This is a genomic window from Pelagerythrobacter marensis, from assembly GCF_036700095.1.
GTDB lineage: Bacteria > Pseudomonadota > Alphaproteobacteria > Sphingomonadales > Sphingomonadaceae > Pelagerythrobacter > Pelagerythrobacter marensis_A.
Genome location: NZ_CP144918.1, coordinates 1,142,934 through 1,166,624 on the forward strand (window position 1 = coordinate 1,142,934; position 23,691 = coordinate 1,166,624).

Genomic DNA, 23,691 nt, shown 5'->3' on the forward strand with positions numbered 1-23,691 from the left:
CGCTTTCGCGACAATTTTCGTGCGCATTCGCGCGGCGAAATATGCGCTTCATTGCCGAAGGGGCCAGGGGGTACGCGCTTCGGCACCTGACAGAACGGGGTTTTTTGGATGGGATTTCCCACGCCGACAGGTCTGTATGATCCGCGCAACGAACACGATTCGTGCGGCGTCGGTTTCGTCGCGCATATCAAGGGCGAGAAAAGCCATGCGATCATCGGGCAGGCGCTGGAGATTCTCGCCAATCTCGATCATCGCGGGGCGGTGGGCGCCGATCCGCTGCTGGGCGACGGCGCGGGCATCCTGCTGCAAGTCCCCGATCCGCTGATCCGCGACTGGGCCGGGCAGGCCGGGCACGACCTGTCGCCGCCGGGCGATTACGCGGTCGCGCAGTGCTTCCTTCCGCAGGACGAGGCCGCGCGCACGTTCGTTGCCGAGCAGCTCGAGAAGTTCGTGGCCAAGGAAGGGCAGCGCCTCGTCGGCTGGCGCGACGTGCCGACGACGCTCGACGGGCTGGGGCGCGCGGTGATCGATTCGATGCCGGTCATGCGCCAGTGCATCGTGGCGCGCGGCCCCGACTGCGCCGACCAGGACGCGTTCGAGCGCAAGCTGATCGTGATCCGCAAGCAGACGCTCAACCCGCTGGCGAAGCTTGCCGAAAAGCACGACATGCCGGCCCTGACGCAGACCTATATCCCGAGCTTTTCGAGCCGCACGATCGTCTACAAGGGGCTGCTGCTCGCCAACCAGGTCGGCAGCTTCTACGACGACTTGCGCGATCCGCGCTGCGTCTCGGCACTGGGGCTGGTGCACCAGCGGTTCAGCACCAACACGTTCCCCAGCTGGCGGCTGGCGCACCCCTATCGCTTCATGGCGCACAATGGCGAGATCAACACCGTTCGCGGCAACGTGAACTGGATGGAAGCGCGCCGGCGGACGATGGAATCGGAGCTGCTGGGCGTCGATCTCGACAAGATGTGGCCGCTCATTCCGCACGGCCAGTCGGACACCGCCTGTCTCGACAATGCGCTCGAGCTGTTGCTGGCGGGCGGATACAGCCTCGCCCATGCAATGATGATGCTGATGCCGGAAGCCTGGGCCAAAAATCCGCTGATGGACCCGGCCCGCCGCGCGTTCTACGAATATCATGCCGCGCTGATGGAACCGTGGGACGGGCCGGCGGCGGTGGCCTTCACCGACGGGCGCCAGATCGGCGCCACGCTCGACCGCAACGGCCTTCGCCCGGCGCGCTATTGCGTGACGAAGGACGATCTCGTGTGCCTCGCTTCCGAAAGCGGCGTGCTGCCGTTCGCGGAAGAGGACATCGTGCGCAAGTGGCGGCTTCAGCCGGGCAAGATGCTGCTGATCGACCTCGAGCAGGGGCGCATCGTCGAGGATGCCGAGCTGAAGGCCGATCTGGCGGCCGAGCATCCTTACGAGACCTGGCTCTCGCGCACGCAGTACAAGCTGGAAGATCTCGAGACGATCGAGCCCGAACTGGCCGCGATCCCCGATCACACGACCACCCTGCTCGAACGCCAGCAGGCCTTCGGCTATACGCAGGAAGACATTTCCCGTTTCCTCGAGCCGATGGCGCTGGCAGGCGACGACCCGATCGGCTCGATGGGGACCGACACGCCGCTCGCCGTGCTCAGCCAGCGGCCGCGCCTGCTCTACGACTATTTCAAGCAGAACTTCGCCCAGGTCACCAATCCGCCGATCGACCCGATTCGCGAAGAACTGGTGATGAGCCTGCTGTCGATGGTCGGCCCGCGGCCCAACCTGCTGGGGCGCGATGCCGGCACGCACAAGCGGCTCGAAGTCGGCCAGCCGATCCTGACCAACGAGGATCTGGCCAAGATCCGTTCGGTGGAGGCGGCGCTCGACGGCGCTTTCCGCACCCATACGCTCGACATCACCTGGGATGCGGCGACCGGCGCCGAAGGCCTGGAGATGGCGCTGAAGGAACTGTGCTGGGCGGCGACCGAGGCGGTGCTGCTCGACCACAATATCCTGATCCTCTCCGACCGGGCGCAGGGGCCCGAGCGTATTCCCATTCCCGCCCTGCTCGCGACCGCGGCGGTGCACCACCACCTCGTGCGGCAGGGCCTGCGGATGCAGACCGGGCTGGTCGTCGAAACCGGCGAGGCGCGCGAGGTGCATCATTACTGCGTGCTCGCCGGCTTCGGCGCGGAAGCGATCAACCCTTACGTGGCTTTCGAAACGATCGAGAGCCTGCGGGCCGAGCGTTTCCCCGAAATTTCGGCGGGCGACGCGCGGCAGAACTACATCAAGGCAGTCGGCAAGGGGATGCTCAAGGTCATGTCCAAGATGGGCATCTCGACCTACCAGTCCTATTGCGGGGCGCAGATCTTCGATGCCGTCGGCCTGTCGAGCGCCTTCGTTGACAAGTACTTCACCGGCACGGCGACGACGATCGAGGGTGTCGGCCTGATCGAAGTGGCCGAGGAAGCCGTGCGCCGCCACGCGCTCGCGCATGGATCCGACCCGCTCTATGCCGGAATGCTCGATGCCGGCGGCATCTACCAGTATCGCCTGCGCGGCGAGGACCACGTCTGGACCCCGGGCAGCGTCGCCAGCCTGCAGCACGCGGTGCGCGGCAATTCGCGCGAACGCTACGAGGATTTCGCCCGCGCGGTGAACGAGCAGTCCGAACGCCTGCTGACCATTCGCGGCCTGATGGAGCTGAAGCCCGCCGACACCCCCGTTCCGCTGGACGAAGTCGAGCCGGCGAGCGAGATCGTCAAGCGCTTCAGCACCGGGGCGATGAGCTTCGGTTCGATCAGCCGCGAGGCGCATACGACGCTGGCGATCGCGATGAACCGGATCGGCGGCCGCTCGAACACCGGCGAAGGCGGGGAGGAGCCGGATCGCTTCATCCCGATGGACAATGGCGATTCGATGCGCAGCCGGATCAAGCAGGTCGCCAGCGGCCGGTTCGGCGTGACGACCGAGTATCTGGTCAATTCCGACGATATCCAGATCAAGATGGCGCAGGGCGCCAAGCCGGGCGAGGGCGGCCAGCTGCCGGGGCACAAGGTCGACAAGACGATCGGCGCAGTGCGCCATTCGACGCCCGGTGTCGGCCTCATCAGCCCGCCGCCGCACCACGATATCTATTCGATCGAGGATCTCGCCCAGCTGATCCACGACCTGAAGAACGTGCAGCCCACCGCGCGCGTTTCGGTCAAGCTCGTCAGCGAAGTGGGCGTGGGCACGGTCGCCGCCGGCGTTTCGAAGAGCAAGGCGGATCACGTCACGATCTCCGGCTACGAAGGCGGCACCGGCGCGTCTCCGCTGACCAGCCTGACGCACGCGGGATCGCCGTGGGAAATCGGCCTCGCCGAAACGCAGCAGACGCTCTTGCTCAACGACTTGCGCAGCCGCATCGCGGTGCAGGTCGACGGCGGCCTGCGCACCGGACGCGACGTGGCGATCGGCGCGCTGCTCGGCGCCGACGAGTTCGGCTTCGCCACCGCGCCGCTGATCGCCGCGGGCTGCATCATGATGCGCAAGTGCCATCTCAACACTTGCCCGGTCGGCGTCGCGACGCAGGACCCGGTCCTGCGCAAGCGCTTCACCGGCACGCCCGAGCATGTGATCAACTATTTCTTCTTCGTGGCCGAGGAACTGCGCCAGATCATGGCCGAAATGGGCTTCCGCACGCTGGAAGAGATGATCGGGCGGGTCGACCGGATCGACACGCGGCGGGTCGAACGCCACTGGAAAGCGCATGGGGTCGACCTGGGCCGCATTCTCCACCCGGTCCCGGCGCCCGAGGGCCGCGCGCTCTATCACACCGAAACCCAGGATCACGGCCTGGGCGCGGCGATGGACAACGAGCTGATCGCCGCCTGCCGCGATGCGATCGACAAGGGCACGCCGATCCGGATCCACCGCGAGATCCGCAACGTCAACCGCACCGTCGGCGCGATGCTGTCGGGCGAGATCGCCCGGCGCCACGGCCACGCGGGCCTCGGCCCCGAAACGATCCGCATCAACCTTTCCGGCGTGGCGGGGCAGAGCTTCGGCGCCTGGCTGGCGCACGGGGTCACGCTCGATCTGGTCGGCGATGCCAACGACTATGTCGGCAAGGGGCTATCGGGCGGGCGCATCGTCGTGCGCCAGCCGGCCGGCGTCGCGCGCGATCCGGGAGAGAACATCATCGTCGGCAACACCGTGCTTTACGGCGCGATCTCGGGCGAGGCCTTCTTCGAAGGGGTCGCCGGCGAACGCTTCGCCGTGCGCAATTCGGGCGCGGTCGCGGTGGTCGAGGGGACGGGCGATCACGGCTGCGAATATATGACCGGCGGCGTCGTCTGCGTCCTCGGCCCGACGGGGCGCAACTTCGCCGCGGGGATGAGCGGGGGCGTCGCTTACGTCTACGACGAGGCCGGCGAGTTTGCACGGCTGTGCAACCCGGCGCAAGTCGACCTGCTGCCGATATCGCCCGAGCCCGATGCCGAGGACGGCACGGGCCGGCCCCAGGCCCATCCGCGCTCGGTCGACGATCTGGGCATGGGCGACATGCTGCGCCACGACGCCGAACGCCTGCGCATTCTGGTCGAGCGGCACAAGCGGCACACCGGCTCTGCGAAGGCGGCCGCGCTGCTCGACAACTGGGACGCTGCCCTCGCGCGTTTCGTCAAGGTCATGCCGCGCGACTATGCCCGCGCACTGGCGCAGCTCGAGGCGGAGCGGCTCGAAGCGGAGCGCGACTCGTCAACCGGCGCGGACGGGCGGAAACCGGAAAGCGTGGCGGCGGAATGATGCGTTTCGGCTTTCGGGCGGGCGCCCTTCATCGAACGAACTGGATCTAACGGCATGGGCAAGGAAACCGGCTTCCTCGAATTCGATCGCGAAGATCGCACCGCGGCCGATCCGGCGGAACGGGTCGCGCATTACAACGAATTCGTGCACGCGCTGCCCGAAGGGAAGCTGCGCAACCAGGCGGCGCGCTGCATGGACTGCGGCATTCCCTATTGTCACACCGGCTGCCCGGTGAACAACCTGATCCCCGACTGGAACCACCTCGTTTACGAGGCGGACTGGAAGCGTGCGCTCGACATGCTTCATTCGACCAACAACTTTCCCGAGTTCACCGGGCGCGTGTGCCCCGCCCCGTGCGAGGCGGCCTGCACGCTCAACATCGTCGACCAGCCGGTGACGATCAAATCGATCGAATGCGCGATCGTCGATCGCGGCTGGAACGAAGGCTGGATCAAGCCGCAGGTGCCGGCGAAGCGCACCGGCAAGTCGGTCGCGGTGATCGGCAGCGGCCCCGCCGGCCTCGCCTGCGCCCAGCAGCTCGCCCGCGCCGGCCACGCGGTGACGGTGTTCGAGAAGGCCGACCGGATCGGCGGGCTGCTGCGCTACGGCATTCCCGACTTCAAGATGGAAAAGCACCTGATCAACCGCCGCGCGGTGCAGATGGAGGCCGAAGGCGTCCAGTTCCGCACCAGCAGCGAGGTCGGGGTGGAAGTGTCGTTTTCGGCCCTGCGCGAGAATTTCGACACCGTGGTCCTCGCCGGCGGGGCGGAGGAAGCGCGCAAGCTCGATATTCCGGGGGCCGAACTGCCCGGCGTGCGCCTGGCGATGGAGTTCCTGACCCAGCAGAACAAGCGCAACGCGGGCGACGACGAAGTGCGCGCGGCGCCGCGCGGCACGCTGACCGCGACCGGCAAGCATGTGATCGTGATCGGCGGCGGCGACACCGGCAGCGATTGCGTCGGGACCAGCAACCGGCAAGGCGCGAAGAGCGTCACCCAGCTCGAAATCATGCCCCGCCCGCCGGAGAAGGAGGACAAGGCGCTGACCTGGCCCGACTGGCCGCTGAAGCTGCGCACCTCCTCCAGCCACGAGGAAGGGGTCGAGCGCGACTGGTCGGTGCTCGCGCGGCGCGTCGTGGCCGAAGGCGGCGACGTCGTCGGGCTGGAATGCGTGCGCGTGGAATGGCGCGACGGGAAGATGGAAGAAGTCGAAGGCAGCACGTTCACCCTCCCGGCCGACCTGATCCTGCTGGCGATGGGGTTCACCGGGCCGAAACGGCGCGGACTGCTGGACCGGGCGGGGGTGGAACTGGACGCGCGCGGCAATGTCCGGGCCGACACGCAGACTTACGCCACCAGCGAGCCGAACGTCTTTTCCTGCGGCGATATGCGCCGCGGGCAAAGCCTGGTCGTCTGGGCGATCCGCGAAGGCCGCCAGTGCGCCCGCGCGGTGGACGAAGCCCTGATGGGATCGAGCGTCCTGCCGCGCTAGCCCCATGACCCTCCGATCCCCAGCGCAGGCTGGGGCCTCAGGCCGCCGGCGCTATGTCCGATACCGTCCCGAGCCCCTGCGAAGGCAGGGGCCTCAGGCCGCTGGCGTGTCGCCTGCTAGCACGAGACCCCAGCCTGCGCTGGGGATCGGAGAGGGGGGAGAGGAAAGGGGGAAACGGAGGGGAGAGAAACGGAAAGGCAGACTGACACACCCCACCATCCGCTGGCGAATGCGGACCTTACGCCGGAGCATACAGGCAAGCGGACGGAATCGGCCGGTGCCGCCTGGGCATCACAGGATTGCCACCTGGGCGTCACAGGGTTGCCTTGGTAACATCGTTGCGAACGGCGAAAGGGGTTACGGCAACCTTTCGCTCGGCCCTTAAGGGCTGCGAGGCGAGATACGGCCAGGGCTCGCCGGCACCGTATCCGTCGGGGGTGTCCCTGGCTCTGCGGCGTTGAGGCCCACCGCGGAGCCGAAGGGACAGGTCCCCCGAAAACTCCTCGCATACCGGCAAAGGGGGCTTTCTCTAAAAGGTCACTAGCCCCCCGAGGCACCGGCCGTCTGGACGAAGCGGCCTGCGTGACGCGTACACGCTCCGCCCCCGTCGCTTTGTGCCAGAGTGGACTGGCGGGGCTCCTATAACCCAATGGGTTACAATTGTCAAGCCATTTTTGCCATAACCAGACCCCCTTCCGAGTCCCAGCGCAGGCTGGGACCTCGTGCTATCGGGCGGAGCGCCAGCGGCCTGAGGCCCCAGCCTACGCTGGGGCTCGTGAGGGTTATCGGGCGACACGCCGGCGGCCTGGTCCCCGCCTGCGCTGGGTGCGCGGAGGGTTATCGGGCGCAGCGCCAACGGCCCGAGGCCCCAGCCTGCGCTGGGGCTCGCGAGGGCTACCGGGCGGAGCGCCAGCGGCTTGAGGTCCCCGCCTGCGCTGGTGCGCGGAGGGTTACCGGCGACACGCCAGTGGCCTGAGGCCCCAGCCTACGCTGGGGCCCGGGTGGCAGATATGGCTGTTCGGCGGATGCGGTGTCGGCGTCCGCGCGCGGGTTCGGCGCGCGGGGCGGCATTCTCAGCCCTCGTAATCGCCGCCGATCGAGGTCGAGCGGGCCGGGGCCGATGCGGTGATTCGCAGCGCTTCGGCCGACTGGCTGAGCGAGCCGACTTCGTCCGCCTCGTCCTCGTCGTCCGGGAGGATCTTCTGCAGGCTGAGCACCAGCGATTCGTTCAGGTCCTTCGGGCGGATCGTCTGTTCGGCGATCTCGCGAAGGGCGACGACCGGGTTCTTGTCGCGGTCGCGGTCGACGGTCAGTTCTGCCCCGCCGGAGATCTCGCGCGCGCGCTGCGCGGAAAGCAGGACGAGATCGAAACGGTTGGGAACCTTGTCGACGCAATCTTCGACGGTAACGCGCGCCATGGGGCACTCCGGTATCAAACGGGTTTACGGAAAGGGCGCGAGCTAGGCGTTCGGGGCGCGAGAGTCAAGGATTTGCGCGGCGCCGCGCGGCAGCCTAGAGCGCGGCGATGGCCGATGCGGACCCCAGTTGCAGCAATGCCGACCGCGCCGGCTTCGTCGCGCCCGAACCGTTCACGGTCGAGGCGTGCGGCCAGTCGCTGACATTCTATCCGGCAGGCGGCGCACGGCGCGATGCGCTGTTCGCGATGATCGATGGGGCGCAGGCCTCGCTCAAGCTCTGTTTCTATATCTATGCCGAAGACGCGATCGGCACGGCCCTGCGCGATGCGCTGATTGCCGCGGCCGGACGCGGGGTGGCGGTCACGCTGGTGCTCGATTCCTTCGGCGCCGATGCCAGCGACGCGTTTTTCGCGCCCCTGCGCGCGGCGGGCGGCTCGGTCCGCCGGTTCAGCCCGCGCTGGACCCACCGCTACCTGATCCGCAATCACCAGAAGATCGTGATCGCCGACGATCGCCGGGGCATGTTCGGCGGGTTCAACATCGCCGATTCCTATTTCGCCACGCCGGCCAAGGACGGATGGAACGACCTGGCGGTGGGGATCGCGGGGCCGGCGGTCGCCGGGCTGGTCGACTGGTTCGCCCGTCTGGCGGAATGGAGCGATCTCGACGACGGCACGTTCCGCCGGATCCACCGGGCGGTGAAGAGCTGGGACTGGTCGCACGACGGCGCGCGGTGGCTCGTCGGCGGCCCGACGCGGGGCCTGTCGACCTGGGCGCGCGAGGTCGGCCAGGATCTGCTCGAAGGCCGGCGGCTCGACATGCTGATGGCCTATTTCTCCCCGCCGCCGCATCTGCTGCGGCGGATCGGGCGGATCGCATCCAGCGGGGAGGCCCGGCTGGTCATGGCCGGGCGCAGCGACAACGGGGCGACGATCGGCGCCGCGCGCTCGCTTTACGACTACCTGTTGCGCAAGCGCGCGCGGATCTGGGAATTCCAGCCTTGCAAGCTGCACACCAAGCTGATCGTGCTCGACGATGTCGTCTATGTCGGCAGCGCCAATTTCGACATGCGCAGCCTCTATCTCAACCTCGAGCTGATGCTGCAGGTGAAGGATGCCGCGCTGGCCGAACGCATGCGCGCGTTCATCGCGCACCATATCGCGGCCTCGCAGGCGATCACCCCGGCGCTGCACAAGGCGCGGGCCACCCTGTTCAACCGGGTCCGCTGGAACCTCGGCTGGCTGCTGGTATCGGTGGTCGATTACACGGTCACGCGGCGGCTCAACCTCGGGCTCTGACCGAGTCGTTGTCGCCAGGGCCGCTCCCGATGAAAGCGCTCTAGTCGTATTCGCCCGTGCGCCGGTCTTCCTCGGCAAGGTCGGAGAAGCGCGTGATCCGCGGTTCGAAGCGCAGGCGGACTTTGCCGGTCGCGCCGTGGCGCTGCTTGGCGACGATCAGCTCGGCGAGGCCGAAGACGCGCTCCATTTCCGCCGCCCAGGCGGAATGCGCCTCGTGCGTCTTGGCGTCATCGCTTTCCACCGGCCGTTTCGGCTCGCGCGCGGCGACGTAGTAATCCTCGCGGTAGATGAACCAGACCATGTCCGCGTCCTGCTCGATCGAGCCCGATTCGCGCAGGTCGGACAGCATCGGGCGCTTGTCGTCGCGCTGTTCGACCGCGCGGGAGAGCTGCGAGAGCGCGATCACCGGCACGTCGAGTTCCTTGGCGAGCGTTTTTAGCCCGCGGCTGATCTCGGAAATCTCGTTCACGCGATTGTCGTTCGCCCGGCCGCTGCCCTGGAGAAGCTGGAGATAGTCGACGATGACCAGACCGATATCGTGCTTGCGCTTCAGCCGCCGGGCGCGGGTGCGCAGCGCGGCGATCGTGAGCGCGGGCGTGTCGTCGATGAACAGCGGCAGCTCGGCCAGGCGCTGGCTGGCGAAGCTGAGCTTCTGAAAGTCGTCGCGGCTGATCTTGCCCATGCGCAGAGCTTCGGAACTGATGCCCGCCTGTTCGGCCAGGATGCGGGTGGCGAGCTGGTCGGCGCTCATTTCGAGGCTGAACAGGGCCACGCCCGCGCCCACGGATTTCGCTTCGTCGATCTGGTCGCGCCGGTCGCGCAGCAGGCGGTCGGCGCAGTTGAAGGCGATGTTGGTCGCGAGCGACGACTTGCCCATGCCCGGGCGGCCGGCAAGGATGATGAGATCGGAATTGTGCAGCCCGCCGCACTTGTCGTTGATCGAGGTGAAGCCGGTCGTCTTGCCCGAGATGTGGCCGCCCGAATTGATCGCCAGCTCGATCATGCCGAGCGCCTTGTTGGTCGCCATGCCGAAAGTGGACGCCTCGCTGGTCGCGGAAGCGCCTTCGGCGACTTTGAACAGGTCGGCCTCCGCCTGTGCGATGCGGTCCATCGGCGCGACGTCCTCGCTGGTGTCGAGCGCCCCTTCGACCAGCGTGCGGCCGACGCTGACCAGCTCGCGCAGCAAGGCCAGGTCGTAGATCTGCTGGGCGAGTTCGCGCGGGGCCAGCAGGCCCTGGCCGTCGGCGGTCAACTGGGCGAGATAGGTGATCCCGCCCATTTCCTTGAGCGCCTCGTCCGCTTCGAAATAGGGCTTCAGCGTGACCGGGGTCACCACGGCATTGCGATCCAGCAGTGTGAGCACGCGTTCGTAGATGCGTTGGTGCAGCGGTTCGAAGAAATGTTCGGGCCGCAGCGCGACCGGCAGTTCCTCGATCACCCGGTTGTCGATCAGCACCGCGCCGAGAAACGCCGCCTCGGCCTCGATATTGGCGGGCAGCGCTCGGCCCTGCACGGAATCCGCGTCGGGGCGGGAGAGGAGGTCTTGTTCGGCCATCGGCGGCCTTGTGCGCAGGCCGCGCCCGCGATGGCAATAGCGAGGGCCGGTGGCGTGGCTGTGGATAGCGGGGAAAGGCCGTGCGGGACCCGGCGGCCGCCGCGATGCACGCGCGATGCAAGAAGGCTTGCCCCCGCCCCTTCGCATCTGCGAAAGCGACGGGACAATGTCCGACCCGGCTGACTCATGGCGTATCGCTCACATCGCGCTCGATCAGGATACGATCCTGTGGCGCAACCCCGATGTGGAGCAGGAACGCAGGGTCGCGATCTACGATCTGATCGAGGAGAACACGTTCAAGCCGCTGCGGGCGGTGGAGAAGGGCCACACCGGCCCCTGGCGGCTCACCCTGTCGGTTCAGGACGGGCGGCTGGCTCTGGCGATCGCGACGATGGACGACGTTCCGGTGGAAACGCTGGTGCTCGGCCTCGCTCGCTTTCGCCGGCCCATCCGCGAATATTTCGCGATCTGCGACAGCTATTATCAGGCGATCCGCAAGGCGACCCCGGCAGAGATCGAAACGATCGACATGGCCCGGCGCGCCATTCACAACAATGCGGCCGAGCTGCTGCTGGAACGCCTGGAAGGGAAAGTGGAAACCGATTTCGCCACGGCGCGGCGGTTGTTCACGCTGATCTGCGTGCTGCATATCAAGGGGTAGGGGGCGGCGCATGACAGGCAGGAGAGCGAAGCGGCGGACGCGGCCCGGCTGGCGCGCGCGTGCACTGGCGGCGCTGTTGCTGGTGGTGCTGGCCGGCGGCCTCTGGCTGTGGTGGGATCTGCGCCACTGGCGGCCGGCCGAAGCGGCGTTTCCCGACCAGGGGGTGCAGATCGGGACCGGCGACGGCGCGGTCAATTTCCGCACCTTGCGCGCATTGGGGGCGAGTTTCGTCTATCTCGACGCCAGCGACGGGGCGCGCGGGCAGGACCCGGCGCTGGGTGGCCATCTCGCCGCCGCGCGTGCCGCCGGCCTGCAGGTCGGGGCCGTCCACCGGTTCGATCCGTGCACGATGGCCGACGGGCAGTCGGCCAATTTCGTCACCATGGTGCCGCGCGATCCCGCGTTGCTGCCCCCCGCGATCGAACTGGCGCGCACCGCGGGCGACTGTGCCGAACGGGTGAGCGACGCGGCGGTCGAAAGCGAGCTGATGACGCTGATCAACCAGATCGAGATGCACGCGGGCAAGCCGGTGATACTGAAGATCGATCCCGACTTCGAGGATCGCTATCGCCTCGCCGGGATGCTGGACCGCAATATCTGGCTCACCCGGACCCGGTTCGAACCGACATATGCCGGCCGCCCCTGGCTGCTCTGGACCGCCAACACCGCCCTGCATACCGAGGCGGTCGACCGGCCGCTGCGCTGGGTCGTCGCGCGGCCGTAGCGCGCCTGTCGGAAAGGGGGTAGCAGGGGCCATGACCGACGAAGACCTGATCGCCGCCGCGCGCGCTGCGGCGGAAAAATCCTATTCGCCCTATTCGCAGTTTCCTGTCGGCGCGGCCCTGCGTTTCGCCGACGGCCGCGTGGTGACCGGGACGAATGTCGAAAACGCCAGCTACGGCCTGGCGCTCTGCGCCGAAACGGTCGCGGCGGCGAAGGCGATGGCGGAGGGAATTCGCGGCGGGCTGACGACGGTCGCGGTGACCGGACCCGGCGCCGATCCGGTGACCCCGTGCGGCCGCTGCCGCCAGGTGCTCAACGAACTCGCCGCGCTCGGCGGCACCGATCCCGAAGTGCTGTGCGTCGGCCCGGCCGAAGTGCGGCGCATCCGGCTGAGCGCGCTCCTGCCCGAGGCTTTCGGCCCGGCCAGCCTGGATTGAGCGCGCGCACGGAGGCGTTCGGGAGCCGGCCTCAGCTTCCCCCGTCCAGCCATTCCAGCAGCGCGCCCAGGCAATCGCGGCCCAGCTGCCGGCACCGTTCGGGCGACCAGTTCTGCTCGGGATCGGGCAGGTCGTCGTTGTCCTTGTACGGCATTTCCAGCGTCATCGCCGTGGCGCCGAAACGGTGCGCGACCTGGGTCGTGCTCATCGACAGGTTGGCCTGGCCGGGCTTGGCCGGGACATAGCCCTTTTCGGTCTGGAAATCGGGCGTGCGGCGATCGAGGATCGCGCGGTAGCGGGTGAAGCCGGCGTAATGCTCGTCTGTCAGCCCGGGAATCCCCTCGTAACCGGCGAGGAAGACCGCCGGAATGGCCTCGTCACCGTGGACATCCATCGCGAAGTCGACCCCGGCTTCGTCCATCGCATTGCGCAGCGCCAGAACCTCGGGGGAATTCTCCGCCGTCGGATTGTCCCACTCGCGGTTGAGATTCACGCCTTTGGCGTTGGTCCTCAAATGCCCGCGGCGTGACCCGTCGGGGTTGCAATTGGGCACGATATGGAACCGGCATTTCGCGCGCAGCGCCCGGGCGATCGGATCGGCCGGATCGATCAGCCGTTCCAGCGCGCCTTCCATCCACCATTCCGCCTGCGTCTCGCCCGGATGCTGGCGGGCATAGAGCCAGACCTGCTTTTCGCCTTCGCCCAGTTCGAGGCAATCGATCGCCTGCCCGTCCAGCGTCGTGCCGAGCCGGCGATAGCCGACCCCTTCGCTGGCGGCGCATTCGGCCACCAGATCGTGATGACGCTCCATCGAATAGGGCGCGAAATAGGCGAACCAGGCGAGATCGCTGGCCGGGGTATGGCGCACGGTCAGCGTGCCGCCGTCGGCATCCTTGTCGTAGGCGGTGTTCGCGACCGCCCAGTATTCGCGGTCTTCGCTCACCCGGCAATTGTATCCCGGCCAGCCGAGCGGATAGGCCGAAGCTTCCAGGCCGGTGATCCTGAGCACGAGTTCGCGCCCGGCGGCCCCGCTGACGCGGAAATGAAACCACTGCCGGAATTCGGACATATGGTCTTGGCGAATGGCCAGCGCGGCGCTGGCGCCGTCGACCGACAGCACCTCGATATTGCCGCCGTCGAAATTGCAGTCGATCTGGATGTCGTTCGTGCTCACTCGGGAACCTTTACTTCTATCGTCTCGCCGTTGCGGCCGGGGAAGTCCCGGAACAGCGCCTCCGCCACGGCTTTCGCACTGGCTGCTGGCTCGGCATATTGTGAATTTTCGCTTACCGAAAATTGCGCGCGCCCTTCCCAATATGTCGTGCCGCTTTGCTTGTCACGTATCATTACCCCGATCCGGGTGGCGATCGTCTCGCGCGGGCCGCCGCCCAGATTGATGTTGAGCCCCAGTCCCACACCCGATCCGTAGCTGCCGGTGGAGCCGCCGACGCCGACGCTGACCGGGCCGCGTCGCTGGCCGTCGGGGCCGGACACGAAGCGTTCGACCCGCACTTGCGCGACTTGCGCCGCATCGGCGCGGGGCGCCTCGCGATAGCCGAGCCGGGCCAGCTCGCGCGCGACGGCCTGCTTGTACGGCGTCAGGGCAAGCGAATCGGCCTGCGCCCCGGGCGCGGTCTCGACGAAGATCGTGCCCTGGCCGAGCTGCGCGCTCGCCGCCGGTTCGACGAACCGCGTGACTTCGACGGGGCCGGTGACCGCGGGCGTGGCACAGGCTGCAAGGGTGGAGAGGGCGGCGGCGGCGAGCGCGGCGGGCAGTATCCTGAACGATTGGGCTTCCATGGCGGGACTCCTGATGTGTGCCTGCAACAACGCACGGGCCGGCCCGTGCGTGCCCGGATCGGCGGGCGCGGGCAAACGGTTCCTTTACCAAGGCGGCCTAGCATGTTTCCATGGATTGCAAGCCCCCCGTGCTGGTGACCGGCGGTGCCGGGTATATCGGCAGCCACGCCGTTCTCGCGCTGCTCGACGCGGATTGGCCGGTTGCGGTGGTCGATAATCTTTCGACCGGTTTCCGGTTCGCCGTTCCGCCGACCGTGCCGTTCTATCGCGGCGACGTGGGCGATGCGGCGCTGCTGGCGCGGATTTTCGCCGAGCAGGGGATCGGCGCGATCATGCATTTCGCCGGCTCGGTCGTGGTGCCCGAATCGGTTGCCGACCCGCTCGGATACTACGACAACAACACGGTGAAGAGCCGCGCGCTGATCGCCGCGGCGGTGGCGGCGGGCGTGCCGCGCATCGTCTTTTCCAGCACGGCGGCGACATATGGAATGCCCGATGTCTCGCCGGTCGGCGAAGACGCGCCGCAGCGGCCGATCAACCCTTACGGCTGGTCCAAGCTGATGACCGAACGGATGCTGGCCGATGCCGCAGCCGCGCACCGGCTCGATTATTGCGCGCTGCGCTATTTCAACGTCGCCGGGGCCGATCCCCGGGGGCGCACCGGGCAGTCGACCGCCGGGGCGACGCATCTGATCAAGGTGGCGTGCGAGGCGGCGACGGGGCGGCGCAGCCATGTCGAGGTCTACGGCACCGACTATGCGACGCCCGACGGGACGGGGGTGCGCGACTATATCCATGTCAGCGACCTGGTGGCCGCGCACGTCCTCGCGCTGGAGGCGCTGATCGCCGAACCGGGCCGCTCGCTGACGATGAATTGCGGTTATGGCCGGGGGTTTTCCGTGCTCGAAGTGCTCGATGCGGTCGACCGCGCGACCGGCGGCGCGATCGAACGCCGGTTCGGCCCGCGCCGGCCCGGCGATCCCGATTCGATCGTCTCCGATCCCGCGCGCATTCGCGCGACGCTGCCGTGGGAGCCGAAATATGCCGATCTGGACCGGATCGTGTCCCACGCGCTGCAATGGGAGCGCGTCCTGGCGGAGCAGTCGGCGGGCGAGGCAGACGGGCTGCGACGGGTCGTTTCCGCCGCCTGAGCGCTTGACTCTGCCGCCCGTGCCGCTTAGGCGCGCCGCTTGATTTCTACGGCATCGGGGGCCATCTCCGGTGCCGATTTCGTTCCCGGGAAAGACCAATGAAGATCCGCAACAGTCTCAAGTCGCTCAAGAACCGTCACCGCGATTGCCGCGTGATCCGTCGCCGCGGGCGGACTTACGTCATCAACAAGACCAATCGCCGGTTCAAGGCCCGCCAGGGCTGATGCCCCGTGCGCCGCGACACGTTCGCGGCCCCGGCGCAAATCGAATGCCGACGGGGAGCCTCCGCGAAAGCGGGGGCTTTTTGCATGTCTGACACCGGAAATCCTGCCGTGGAAACCGCCGCCGTGGAAGCTGTCGTGTTCGACGTCGGCCGGGTGATCGTTGAGTGGGACCTGCGCGCGCTGTTCGCGAAGCTGATCGACGACCCCGCCGAACTCGATCGGTTCCTGGCCGAAGTCGTGACCGAGGAATGGCATTTCCAGCACGATGCGGGGCGCCCTCTGTCGGAAACGATATCCGAACGGCAGGCGGAATTTCCCGAGCACGCCGCGCTGATCGCGGCTTATGCCGAACGCTTTCTCGAAACTTTGCCGGGCCGCGTGCCGGGCACGGCGGCGTTGGTCCGGCGGCTGGCGGCGCGCGACGTTCCGCTGTTCGCGATCACCAATTTCGGGGCCGAGTTCTGGGACATGTTCCGCCCGACCGAGCCGCTGTTCGACCTGTTCGGCGATATCGTGGTGTCGGGCCGCGAGAAGACGATGAAGCCGGACGCCGCGATCTTCGCGCTGGCCGCCGAACGCTTTCGCTATCCGCCGGAGGCGATGCTGTTCATCGACGACAACCGCGCGAATATCGATGCCGCCGCCGCCCTGGGCTGGCAGGTGCACCATTTCCGCGATGCCGACACGCTGGAACGCGATCTGGAAGCGCGCGGGCTGATATGAAAAAGGGCCCCCGGCGTTTGCCGGAGGCCCAGAAGTGCCACCCTGTTCGGAGAGGACGGGTGGGATCAGTTGCCGTTGCAGCGGGCGAGATCCTCGTCCGCCAGAGCCTTGCCCTTGGCGGTGAAGCCGGTCACTTCGCCCAGCTCGCGGGCGACGCGCTGGCAGACCACGACGGGCCGCGAATTGCTCTTGGCCGCGACGCAGCTCGTGCCCTGGCACTGCCAGGCGACGCCGCCGATAATGGTGGTGCGCTCGGCGGCCGGTGCGGCCAGTTCGACGGTGTAGAAGGCCGCGCTGTTCGCATGGGCGGGGGCGGGCGCGACAAGCGCGCCGAGCGAGAGGGCGCTGATGGCGACGGCCAGCGTTGCCGCGCCGGCGGAGCGGAGAGGGGAGGAGAGGGTCATCGGACTGATCCTTTTCGCAGAGGGCTTACATTCCCAACGAGTTTCGAATAACAACCCGTCGCGAATCGCTGGTTACCGCACTGCACAATAGGTTGCAAGCAGAAACTTAATTTCAATTTTGTGACGGCGCGGCTTCGGGTTACAGATGGCCGCGGGAGAAATGAGCCTATGGGTGACGTAAGAGAACCGCTGCGCGAGCTGACCAATTGCGGCCTTCCCGAAGCGCTCGAGGTCATGGGAGAGCGCTGGAGCTTCATGATCCTGCGCGCCAGCTTCAACGGCCTGCACCATTTCGAGGAATTCCTCAGCGAACTGGGCATTGCCCGCAATATCCTTTCCAACCGGCTCGCCAAGCTGGTCGAGCACGGGATTCTGGATCGTCAGCCGTGCCCGGACGATCGCCGGCGGATCGAATACCGCCTTACCGCCAAGGGCTCCGATCTCCTGCCCGCGATGGTCGCGCTGCGCCAGTGGGGCCAGAAATACGGCAGCGAAGTGGTGGAGGACCCGGTGCTGGTCGACGAGCGCGACCGCCTGCCGATCGGCCCGACCTCGATCCTGTCGCACGACGGCCGCATCCTGGCGCACAAGGATCTCCGCCTGGTCAAGCCCGACCGGATGGGCCTGCGCGACGACGGCACGCGCGTCGAGCCGGGCAAACCGCTGGGCCGCGGCGACGTGGCCTACTACGACCGGGTGCAGGCGGCGGAATAGCCTGGAAAGCGGCCTGTTGGCCGCTTGCGCCATCCGCGCCTTCGCCGCCGGGCCCTGGCCAGTGCAAGAGGCGTTTCACGATGGTTGTCACCAGAATCGTTGCCAACCTGAACGCGCCGGACCCGATGGCGCTTGCGAAATTCTACCGGCTGGTCTTCGATCTGGACTTGCCTTTCGACATGGGCTGGATCGCGTTCCTGAGTCGCGAGTCGACTCAGAAGATCGAGCTGCATACCGCTTCGCAGGGAGGGTCCGGCACCGAACTGCCCGTGATCTCGATCGGGGTCGACGATCTCGATGCCACCGAAGCCGCCGTTCGCGATGCGGGTGCGGAAGTGGTCTACGGCCCGGCCACCGAACCCTGGGGGCTCCGCCGCTTCTTCTTCCGCGATCCGGCCGGCAACCTCGTCAACGTTGTCGACAGCTGAGGCGACGCGCGTTTCGCGGCGGCTATGCCCGCGGCGGCTGGCGCCGATAGCCGAGCGCTTCGGCCACATGGATGCGCCCCACCTGCTCGGCGCCTGCCAGGTCCGCGATCGTCCGCGCCACGCGCAGCATTCGCGTATAGCCGCGCGCGGATAGCCGCATGGCCTCGGCCGCCTGCATCAGCAGCGCGCGGCCGGCTTCGTCGGGCGTGGCGAAGCGTTCGAGCGGATCGCCGTCGAGTTCGGCGTTGGTGCGGGCACCGGTCTCGTCTGCCCGGGCGGTCTGGATCGCGCGGGCGTGGGCGACGCGCGCGGCGACTTCGGCCGAGCCTTCCGCAGGGGGCGGGAGCGCGAGGTCGACCGCGCTGACCGGTTCCACTTCGACATGGAGATCGATCCGGTCGAGCATCGGCCCCGAAACCTTGTTCTGATAGTCGGCGGCGCAGCGCGGCGCGCGGCTGCATGCGAGCGCCGGGTCGCCGAGATGGCCGCAGCGGCACGGGTTCATCGCCGCGATCAGCTGCACCCGCGCGGGATAGCTGACGTGCGCGTTGGCGCGCGCGACATCGACTCGGCCAGTCTCCAGCGGCTGTCGCAGCGAATCGAGCACCACGCGCTGGAACTCGGGCAGCTCGTCCAGGAACAGCACGCCCAGATGCGCCAGGCTGACTTCGCCGGGCCTGACCTTCAGCCCGCCGCCGGTGAGCGCGGCCATGCTCGCCGAATGGTGCGGGGCGCGAAACGGGCGCGCGCGCGAGATCCGCCCGCCCTCCAGCGTGCCCGCGACCGACTGGACCATCGAGACTTCCAGCGCCTCCGCGCTGCTCAGGTCGGGCAGGATGCCGGGGAGGCATGACGCGAGCAGGCTCTTGCCCGCGCCGGGCGGGCCGATCATCAACAGGTTGTGGCCGCCCGCCGCGGCGATTTCCAGCGCGCGCTTGGCCGTTTCCTGTCCCTTTACCTGCCGCAGATCGGGGCCGGGCGCGGCCGCCTCGACTTCGCCCGGAGGGGGATCGGGCAGGCGCCGCGTCCCTTTCAGATGGTTGAGCAGGCCGATCAGATCGGGCGCGGCGACGATCGGGACGTCGCTCGCCCAGCGGGCTTCGGACCCCTGCGCCGCAGGACAGATCAGCCCGGATTCCTGCTGGCTGGCGTGAAGCGCGGCGAGCAGGACCCCGGGGGAGGGGACCACGCGCCCGTCGAGCGCCAGCTCGCCCACGGCCACGAAGTCCGCAAGCTGTTCGGCATCGGTCACGCCCATGACGGCGAGCAGCGCGAGCGCGACCGGCAGGTCGTAATGCGATCCTTCCTTGGGCAGGTCGGCGGGCGAAAGGTTGATCGTGATGCGCTTGGGCGGAAGCGCCAGCCCCATCGACGACAGCGCGGCGCGCACCCGTTCCTTGCTTTCGCCTACCGCCTTGTCCGCCAGCCCGACGATGTTGAACTTGGGCAGGCCCGGCGCGACCGAGCATTGCACTTCGACCGCGCGCGCCTCCAGCCCGAGGTAGGCGACCGTCCTGACCAGTGCGACCACGCGTAAACTCCCCCGTCCCCGGCACGGGGTTTTGGCGCTGGCCGGGCGCGCTGTCGAGGGTCCGCTTGCGATTTTCTCCGGCCCGGACCGATTATCGCTAACCTTCGCGAAAGCATTTCGCTTTGCACTTGGGCAAGGCGGCGCTGCGCAGACTGCGCGCATGGTCCGGCTCCTGCCCTTGCTTGCCCTCGCAGCCGCCGCGCTCTCGGCACCGCTTCAGGCGCGCGAGACGGTGACGGTGGTGGTGGTCGAGGAATGGGTTGCGAGCGGTTCGGCGCGCTTCGTGCCGGCGGATCTCGCGGTCGAGCGACGCGCCATTGCCAGTTACGGCCCGTTCCGCGTGCTCGACGGGCAGCGCGCGGCTCTTGTCGACGTGACCGATTCGGCCAGCCCCGCCCAGTTCGCCGCCATGCTGCGCGACTATCCCGCGCTCGCGACGCTGGAGATGGTCGAGTGTCCGGGGACCGAGGACGACCGCGCCAATCTCGATCTGGGGCGGATGATTCGCGCGGCCGGCATCGCGACCCATGTTCCTGCCGGCGGCTCGGTTCGCTCGGGCGCGGTCGAGCTGTTCCTGGCGGGCGCGGACCGCCGGATCGACGACGGGGCCGAATTCGCCGTCCACTCGTGGATCGACGAGGATGGCCGCGAAGCGCGCGATTTCGCGCCCGGGGCGGCGATCCATGCCCCCTACATCGCCTATTACCGCGAGATGGGCATGGACGAGGCGGCGGCGCGCGCGTTCTATGCGATGACCAATTCGGTCGGATTCGCCGATGCCCGATGGCTCCGGGCGGAGGAAATGCGCCGCTGGCTGGCGCCGCAGACGGCCGGGCCGGACACGGCAGCTCCGGCACCGCAACCGGCAGCGCCCCGCATCGCCTATCTTGACTTGGGCGCCGCGCTGCCCTAGTCGCGCGCCCTTACGGCGGTCGTCTGGTTGCAGGCGGCCCTTTTCATTGGCGCCGATTGCCGTGGCATGGGATTGCTGCGGCAAGGGGCGTCGATCTGAGTTTTTCGAGGATATTATGAAGCGGACTTTCCAGCCCAGCAACCTCGTGCGCAAGCGGCGCCACGGCTTTTTCGCCCGCAAGGCGACCCCCGGCGGCCGCAAGGTCCTGCGTGCACGCCGCAAGCGCGGCCGCAAGTCGCTCTGCGCGTAATCTCCTTCGCATGCGTCCGCCGGGCGGGCGCGCGACATCCTGGCGCCTTTTGGCGCGAGAAGCGGCCGGCTGGCCATGCGGGTTCCTTTCGGGAGCCCGTTTCGTGCAGGCTTACCATCGGCTGCGTTTGATCCTATTCTTTCGGCGATGACACTCGCGACGATCCGCAAGCGCGCCGATTTTCTGGCCGCGAATCGCGGGCTGCGCGTGGCGCGGCCGGGCTTCGTGCTGCTGGCGCGCCCCAATGGCGGGCAGGGCAAGCGGTTCGGCATCACCGTGACCAAAAAGATCGGCAACGCCGTCGTGCGCAACCGCATGAAGCGCCGCTTCCGCGCGCTTCTGCGCGCCGCCCTGCCCGACGCCGGGCTGCCCGACCACGACCATGTGCTGATCGGCCGGGAGGGCGGGGTCGAACGCGATTTCGCACGAATGGCGGAGGAACTGGGCGAAGCGCTGCGCCGCGCGGCCGCAGGCAAGGGTGATCCGCCGCGCCGCCGCCGGGGGCGGGGCAAGTGAGGCGTGCGCTCATCCTGGTGGCGCGCGCCTGGCAGCTCGGGCCGTCGCGCATACTCCCGCCCACCTGCCGCTATGCCCCCAGCTGTTCCGAATATGCTATCGAGGCGCTCGAGAAGCACGGGGCAATCAAGGGTGGATGGATGGCGGTGAAGCGTATAATGCGCTGCCACCCATGGGGCGGGCACGGCTATGATCCTGTGCCGTAGTGCCTATATAACACACCTGTTGCGATAAACACGGGATCGAACGTCTTGCATAACCAGCGCAATCTCCTGCTCGCCGTCCTGCTGAGCGGTCTGTTGATCCTCGGTTGGGATACCGCCATGGGCTGGCTCTATCCGCAGACCGATCGTGCGGTGACCGAAGGCAGGATCGATACCCCGGCCGAAGCGGTGGAGGCGCAGCACACGCGCGAAGGCGGGCTGACCGATCCTGTCGAAATCGCGCAGGAGAAAGCCGATCTCGAAACCGCGCTTGCGGTTCCCGACCGCGCGGCGATCGACGCGCCGGCCATCGCCGGGTCGATCAATCCGGTCGGGGCGCGGATCGACGATGTCACGCTCAAGAATCACCGCGAATCGGTGGAGGACGAGAGCGGGCCGGTGCGGCTGTTCTCGCCGCAAGGCACCCCGGCCCAGCATTTCGCGCAGTTCGGCTGGGTGGGCGAGGGGCTGCGCGCCCCCGATGCCGAGACCGTCTGGCAAGTCGATGGCGGCCCGCTTGCGCCGGGCAGCCCGGTCACGATGCGGTGGGACAATGGCGAAGGGCAGCTATTCACCGTCCGCCTGACGGTCGACGAGAACTATCTGATCACCGCCGAACAGACGGTCGCCAATACCGGGAACGGCGCAGTGATCGTGCGGCCGTTCGCGCTGCTCAACCGGACCAGCCGGACCGCCAGCGCCAGCCAGTGGATCCTGCATTCCGGCCCGATCGGCTATTTCGGCGACGGCGTGCAGTTCGGCCCCGACTACGACGATCTGGACGAAGAGGGGGCGCAATCGCCCGACGGGCGCGCAGGCTGGATCGGCTTTACCGACATCTACTGGCTTTCCGCCATCGTTCCCGAAGCGGGCAGCGATGCCGCCGCCGAATTCCGCGCCCTGGGCGATGAGCACTATCGCGCGTCGCTCGTCTATCAGCCGGTCAGCGTGGCCCCCGGGCGCCAGGTTTCGCGCACCACGCGCCTGTTCGTGGGCGCCAAGGACAGCGCGGTCCTGAACGATTACGAGGAAGCGGGTATTCCCGGGTTCGGCAATGCCATCGACTGGGGCTGGTTCGGGGTGATCGAGAAACCGATCCTTTGGTTGCTCAAGCAGCTTTACGATCTGGCGGGCAATTTCGGCGTGGCGATCATCCTGCTGACGGTGGTGGTGCGCCTGCTGATGTTCCCCATCGCGCAGAAGCAGTTCGCCTCGATGGCCGCGATGAAGGCAGTCCAGCCGAAGATGAAGGCGATCCAGGAACGCTACAAGGACGATCGCCAGCAACAACAGCAGAAGATCATGGCGCTGTACAAGGAAGAGGGCGTCAATCCGCTCGCCGGGTGCCTCCCCCTGCTGCTGCAGATTCCGATCTTCTTCGGGCTGTACAAGGTGCTGATGCTCTCGATCGAGATGCGTCACAAACCCTTCGCGCTGTGGATCGACGACCTTTCCGCGCCCGATCCGGCGCATATCCTGAACCTGTTCGGCCTCCTGCCGTTCGAAGTGCCGGGACTGATCGCGATCGGCCCGCTGGCGGTGCTGCTGGGCGTGACGATGTGGCTGACGTTCAAGCTCAATCCGTCGACGATGGACCCGATGCAGCAGCAGATTTTCAACATCATGCCCTGGGTGCTGATGTTCGTCATGGCGCCGTTCGCCGCCGGCCTGCTGCTTTACTGGATCACCAACAACGTGCTGACGCTGGCGCAGCAAAGCTATCTCTATTCGAAGAATCCCCAGCTCCGGGCCCAGGCGGAGAAGGAGAAGGCGGAGCGGAGCCAGAGCGCGAATACCGACACGAAGAAGGGCAAGGCGTGACGCCGGAAGGCACCGAGCCGGAGCAGCGCGCCGCCAGGCTTTTCTCCGGCCGGGTCGAGTTCCTTCTCTCGGCGCCGCAGCTCAGGTTCCTCCCCGAACCGACAGTGCCCGAGATCGCCTTCTGCGGGCGCAGCAACGTGGGCAAAAGCTCGCTGCTCAATGCGCTGACCGGGCGCCGCGCGATCGCGCGCACATCGGTCACCCCGGGCCGCACGCAGGAACTGAACTTCTTCGAGGTTGGCGATCCGACCCTGTTCCGGCTGGTCGACATGCCCGGATACGGCTTTGCCAAGGCGCCGGTGAAAGTGGTCGAGCGTTGGCGCCAGCTCGTGCGGACCTATCTCAAGGGGCGTCAGGTGCTCCACCGCACGCTGGTGCTCGTCGATTCGCGCCACGGCCTCAAGGATGTCGACCGCGAGATGATGACCATGCTCGACGAAACGGCCGTCGGCTATCGCCTCGTTCTGACCAAGGCGGACAAGATCAAGGCCAGCGAGCTTGCAAAAGTGACCGAAGCGACGGCGACGGAGGCGCGCAAGCACCCCGCCGCGCACCCGGTTCTCCATGTCACCAGCGCCGAAAAGGGCATGGGGATTGCACAATTGCGCGCCGCGGTGCTGGAAGACGCGCGGGTATAGCGAA

The 23,691-nt window shown here is 67.6% G+C and carries 23 protein-coding genes; 17 read left to right on the top strand and 6 right to left on the bottom strand.

Features of this window, described 5'->3' with window-relative positions:
• Positions 1-108 precede the first annotated feature (108 nt).
• Together gltB and V5F89_RS05270 are read left to right on the top strand one after the other, a co-directional pair.
• The gene (gltB, locus tag V5F89_RS05265; RefSeq protein WP_338447196.1) at positions 109-4,788 is read left to right on the top strand and encodes a glutamate synthase large subunit; all 4,680 of its coding nucleotides are present in this window, start codon (positions 109-111) and stop codon (positions 4,786-4,788) included.
• Between the two features lie 54 nt (positions 4,789-4,842).
• Positions 4,843-6,279, top strand: a complete 1,437-nt coding sequence (locus tag V5F89_RS05270; RefSeq protein ID WP_338447197.1) for a glutamate synthase subunit beta — start codon at positions 4,843-4,845, stop codon at positions 6,277-6,279.
• Positions 6,280-7,352: 1,073 nt separating this feature from the next.
• On the opposite strand, the gene rpoZ is transcribed toward V5F89_RS05270, so the two are convergent.
• Positions 7,353-7,697, bottom strand: a complete 345-nt coding sequence (gene rpoZ / locus V5F89_RS05275; RefSeq protein WP_338447198.1) for a DNA-directed RNA polymerase subunit omega — start codon at positions 7,695-7,697, stop codon at positions 7,353-7,355.
• A gap of 107 nt (positions 7,698-7,804) precedes the next feature.
• Here rpoZ and V5F89_RS05280 point away from each other — a divergent pair, with 107 nt between their 5' ends.
• The gene (locus tag V5F89_RS05280) at positions 7,805-8,995 is read left to right on the top strand and encodes a phosphatidylserine/phosphatidylglycerophosphate/cardiolipin synthase family protein (RefSeq protein ID WP_338447199.1); all 1,191 of its coding nucleotides are present in this window, start codon (positions 7,805-7,807) and stop codon (positions 8,993-8,995) included.
• Positions 8,996-9,035: 40 nt separating this feature from the next.
• Here V5F89_RS05280 and V5F89_RS05285 read toward each other — a convergent pair whose 3' ends face one another.
• Positions 9,036-10,550 (bottom strand): replicative DNA helicase, encoded by a 1,515-nt coding sequence (locus V5F89_RS05285; RefSeq protein ID WP_338447200.1) that lies wholly within the window; start codon positions 10,548-10,550, stop codon positions 9,036-9,038.
• Between the two features lie 166 nt (positions 10,551-10,716).
• On the opposite strand from V5F89_RS05285, the gene V5F89_RS05290 reads away from it, so the two are divergent.
• Genes V5F89_RS05290 through V5F89_RS05300 form a run of 3 tightly spaced genes read left to right on the top strand, consistent with a single transcriptional unit; the run spans position 10,717 to position 12,371 of the window.
• Entirely contained in the window at positions 10,717-11,211 is a 495-nt protein-coding gene (locus V5F89_RS05290) for a UPF0262 family protein (RefSeq protein ID WP_338447201.1), read from the top strand.
• A gap of 10 nt (positions 11,212-11,221) precedes the next feature.
• Positions 11,222-11,935: a glycoside hydrolase family 25 protein gene (locus V5F89_RS05295; RefSeq protein ID WP_338447202.1), complete on the top strand. Its 714-nt coding sequence runs from the start codon at positions 11,222-11,224 to the stop codon at positions 11,933-11,935.
• Between the two features lie 31 nt (positions 11,936-11,966).
• Complete coding sequence (locus tag V5F89_RS05300) at positions 11,967-12,371, top strand: cytidine deaminase (RefSeq protein ID WP_338447203.1); 405 nt, start codon at positions 11,967-11,969, stop codon at positions 12,369-12,371.
• A 31-nt stretch (positions 12,372-12,402) separates the two neighbouring features.
• On the opposite strand, the gene V5F89_RS05305 is transcribed toward V5F89_RS05300, so the two are convergent.
• On the bottom strand, positions 12,403-13,545 hold the full coding sequence (locus tag V5F89_RS05305; protein WP_338447204.1) for a M14 family metallopeptidase: 1,143 nt from the start codon (positions 13,543-13,545) through the stop codon (positions 12,403-12,405).
• A complete protein-coding gene (locus V5F89_RS05310) occupies positions 13,542-14,171 on the bottom strand; it encodes a DUF4136 domain-containing protein (protein WP_338447205.1) in 630 nt (209 codons plus the stop codon). Before V5F89_RS05310 ends, V5F89_RS05305 begins: the two co-directional genes overlap by 4 nt.
• Before the next feature lie 110 nt (positions 14,172-14,281).
• Here V5F89_RS05310 and galE point away from each other — a divergent pair, with 110 nt between their 5' ends.
• From galE to V5F89_RS05325, 3 genes are all read left to right on the top strand, one after another.
• A complete protein-coding gene (gene galE, locus V5F89_RS05315; RefSeq protein ID WP_338447206.1) occupies positions 14,282-15,322 on the top strand; it encodes a UDP-glucose 4-epimerase GalE in 1,041 nt (346 codons plus the stop codon).
• A 98-nt stretch (positions 15,323-15,420) separates the two neighbouring features.
• The gene (gene ykgO / locus V5F89_RS05320; RefSeq protein WP_007165381.1) at positions 15,421-15,546 is read left to right on the top strand and encodes a type B 50S ribosomal protein L36; all 126 of its coding nucleotides are present in this window, start codon (positions 15,421-15,423) and stop codon (positions 15,544-15,546) included.
• Between the two features lie 84 nt (positions 15,547-15,630).
• Positions 15,631-16,269 (top strand): HAD-IA family hydrolase, encoded by a 639-nt coding sequence (locus V5F89_RS05325; protein WP_338447207.1) that lies wholly within the window; start codon positions 15,631-15,633, stop codon positions 16,267-16,269.
• Positions 16,270-16,334: 65 nt separating this feature from the next.
• Here V5F89_RS05325 and V5F89_RS05330 read toward each other — a convergent pair whose 3' ends face one another.
• Positions 16,335-16,673, bottom strand: coding sequence for a CC_3452 family protein (locus V5F89_RS05330; RefSeq protein WP_338447208.1), 339 nt, complete (start codon positions 16,671-16,673; stop codon positions 16,335-16,337).
• Positions 16,674-16,841: 168 nt separating this feature from the next.
• Between V5F89_RS05330 and V5F89_RS05335 the strand changes: the two genes are divergently transcribed.
• Positions 16,842-17,387: a helix-turn-helix domain-containing protein gene (locus V5F89_RS05335; protein ID WP_338447209.1), complete on the top strand. Its 546-nt coding sequence runs from the start codon at positions 16,842-16,844 to the stop codon at positions 17,385-17,387.
• Positions 17,388-17,467: 80 nt separating this feature from the next.
• Positions 17,468-17,815, top strand: a complete 348-nt coding sequence (locus tag V5F89_RS05340) for a VOC family protein (protein ID WP_338447210.1) — start codon at positions 17,468-17,470, stop codon at positions 17,813-17,815.
• A 22-nt stretch (positions 17,816-17,837) separates the two neighbouring features.
• Here the strand turns inward: V5F89_RS05340 and V5F89_RS05345 are convergent, their stop codons facing one another.
• The gene (locus V5F89_RS05345) at positions 17,838-19,346 is read right to left on the bottom strand and encodes a YifB family Mg chelatase-like AAA ATPase (protein ID WP_338447211.1); all 1,509 of its coding nucleotides are present in this window, start codon (positions 19,344-19,346) and stop codon (positions 17,838-17,840) included.
• 160 nt (positions 19,347-19,506) lie between these two features.
• On the opposite strand from V5F89_RS05345, the gene V5F89_RS05350 reads away from it, so the two are divergent.
• The 6 genes from V5F89_RS05350 to yihA all read left to right on the top strand — a co-directional run bounded on the left by V5F89_RS05350 (position 19,507) and on the right by yihA (position 23,687).
• Positions 19,507-20,259, top strand: coding sequence for an alpha/beta hydrolase (locus V5F89_RS05350; protein WP_338447212.1), 753 nt, complete (start codon positions 19,507-19,509; stop codon positions 20,257-20,259).
• A 115-nt stretch (positions 20,260-20,374) separates the two neighbouring features.
• Positions 20,375-20,509 (top strand): 50S ribosomal protein L34, encoded by a 135-nt coding sequence (rpmH, locus tag V5F89_RS05355; RefSeq protein ID WP_160734471.1) that lies wholly within the window; start codon positions 20,375-20,377, stop codon positions 20,507-20,509.
• Between the two features lie 147 nt (positions 20,510-20,656).
• A complete protein-coding gene (gene rnpA / locus V5F89_RS05360) occupies positions 20,657-21,025 on the top strand; it encodes a ribonuclease P protein component (RefSeq protein WP_338447213.1) in 369 nt (122 codons plus the stop codon).
• Positions 21,022-21,231: a membrane protein insertion efficiency factor YidD gene (gene yidD / locus V5F89_RS05365; protein ID WP_338447214.1), complete on the top strand. Its 210-nt coding sequence runs from the start codon at positions 21,022-21,024 to the stop codon at positions 21,229-21,231. Before rnpA ends, yidD begins: the two co-directional genes overlap by 4 nt.
• A gap of 45 nt (positions 21,232-21,276) precedes the next feature.
• Entirely contained in the window at positions 21,277-23,049 is a 1,773-nt protein-coding gene (gene yidC, locus V5F89_RS05370; protein WP_338447215.1) for a membrane protein insertase YidC, read from the top strand.
• Complete coding sequence (gene yihA, locus V5F89_RS05375) at positions 23,046-23,687, top strand: ribosome biogenesis GTP-binding protein YihA/YsxC (protein WP_338447216.1); 642 nt, start codon at positions 23,046-23,048, stop codon at positions 23,685-23,687. Before yidC ends, yihA begins: the two co-directional genes overlap by 4 nt.
• The last annotated feature ends 4 nt before the right edge of the window (positions 23,688-23,691 follow it).

Coding starts and splice junctions, on each gene's coding strand:
- gltB (WP_338447196.1), top strand. CDS start 109: ATGGGATTTCCCACGCCGACAGGTCTGTATGATCCGCGCAACGAACAC.
- V5F89_RS05270 (WP_338447197.1), top strand. CDS start 4,843: ATGGGCAAGGAAACCGGCTTCCTCGAATTCGATCGCGAAGATCGCACC.
- rpoZ (WP_338447198.1), bottom strand. CDS start 7,697: ATGGCGCGCGTTACCGTCGAAGATTGCGTCGACAAGGTTCCCAACCGT.
- V5F89_RS05280 (WP_338447199.1), top strand. CDS start 7,805: ATGGCCGATGCGGACCCCAGTTGCAGCAATGCCGACCGCGCCGGCTTC.
- V5F89_RS05285 (WP_338447200.1), bottom strand. CDS start 10,550: ATGGCCGAACAAGACCTCCTCTCCCGCCCCGACGCGGATTCCGTGCAG.
- V5F89_RS05290 (WP_338447201.1), top strand. CDS start 10,717: ATGTCCGACCCGGCTGACTCATGGCGTATCGCTCACATCGCGCTCGAT.
- V5F89_RS05295 (WP_338447202.1), top strand. CDS start 11,222: ATGACAGGCAGGAGAGCGAAGCGGCGGACGCGGCCCGGCTGGCGCGCG.
- V5F89_RS05300 (WP_338447203.1), top strand. CDS start 11,967: ATGACCGACGAAGACCTGATCGCCGCCGCGCGCGCTGCGGCGGAAAAA.
- V5F89_RS05310 (WP_338447205.1), bottom strand. CDS start 14,171: ATGGAAGCCCAATCGTTCAGGATACTGCCCGCCGCGCTCGCCGCCGCC.
- galE (WP_338447206.1), top strand. CDS start 14,282: ATGGATTGCAAGCCCCCCGTGCTGGTGACCGGCGGTGCCGGGTATATC.
- ykgO (WP_007165381.1), top strand. CDS start 15,421: ATGAAGATCCGCAACAGTCTCAAGTCGCTCAAGAACCGTCACCGCGAT.
- V5F89_RS05325 (WP_338447207.1), top strand. CDS start 15,631: ATGTCTGACACCGGAAATCCTGCCGTGGAAACCGCCGCCGTGGAAGCT.
- V5F89_RS05330 (WP_338447208.1), bottom strand. CDS start 16,673: ATGACCCTCTCCTCCCCTCTCCGCTCCGCCGGCGCGGCAACGCTGGCC.
- V5F89_RS05335 (WP_338447209.1), top strand. CDS start 16,842: ATGGGTGACGTAAGAGAACCGCTGCGCGAGCTGACCAATTGCGGCCTT.
- V5F89_RS05340 (WP_338447210.1), top strand. CDS start 17,468: ATGGTTGTCACCAGAATCGTTGCCAACCTGAACGCGCCGGACCCGATG.
- V5F89_RS05350 (WP_338447212.1), top strand. CDS start 19,507: ATGGTCCGGCTCCTGCCCTTGCTTGCCCTCGCAGCCGCCGCGCTCTCG.
- rpmH (WP_160734471.1), top strand. CDS start 20,375: ATGAAGCGGACTTTCCAGCCCAGCAACCTCGTGCGCAAGCGGCGCCAC.
- rnpA (WP_338447213.1), top strand. CDS start 20,657: ATGACACTCGCGACGATCCGCAAGCGCGCCGATTTTCTGGCCGCGAAT.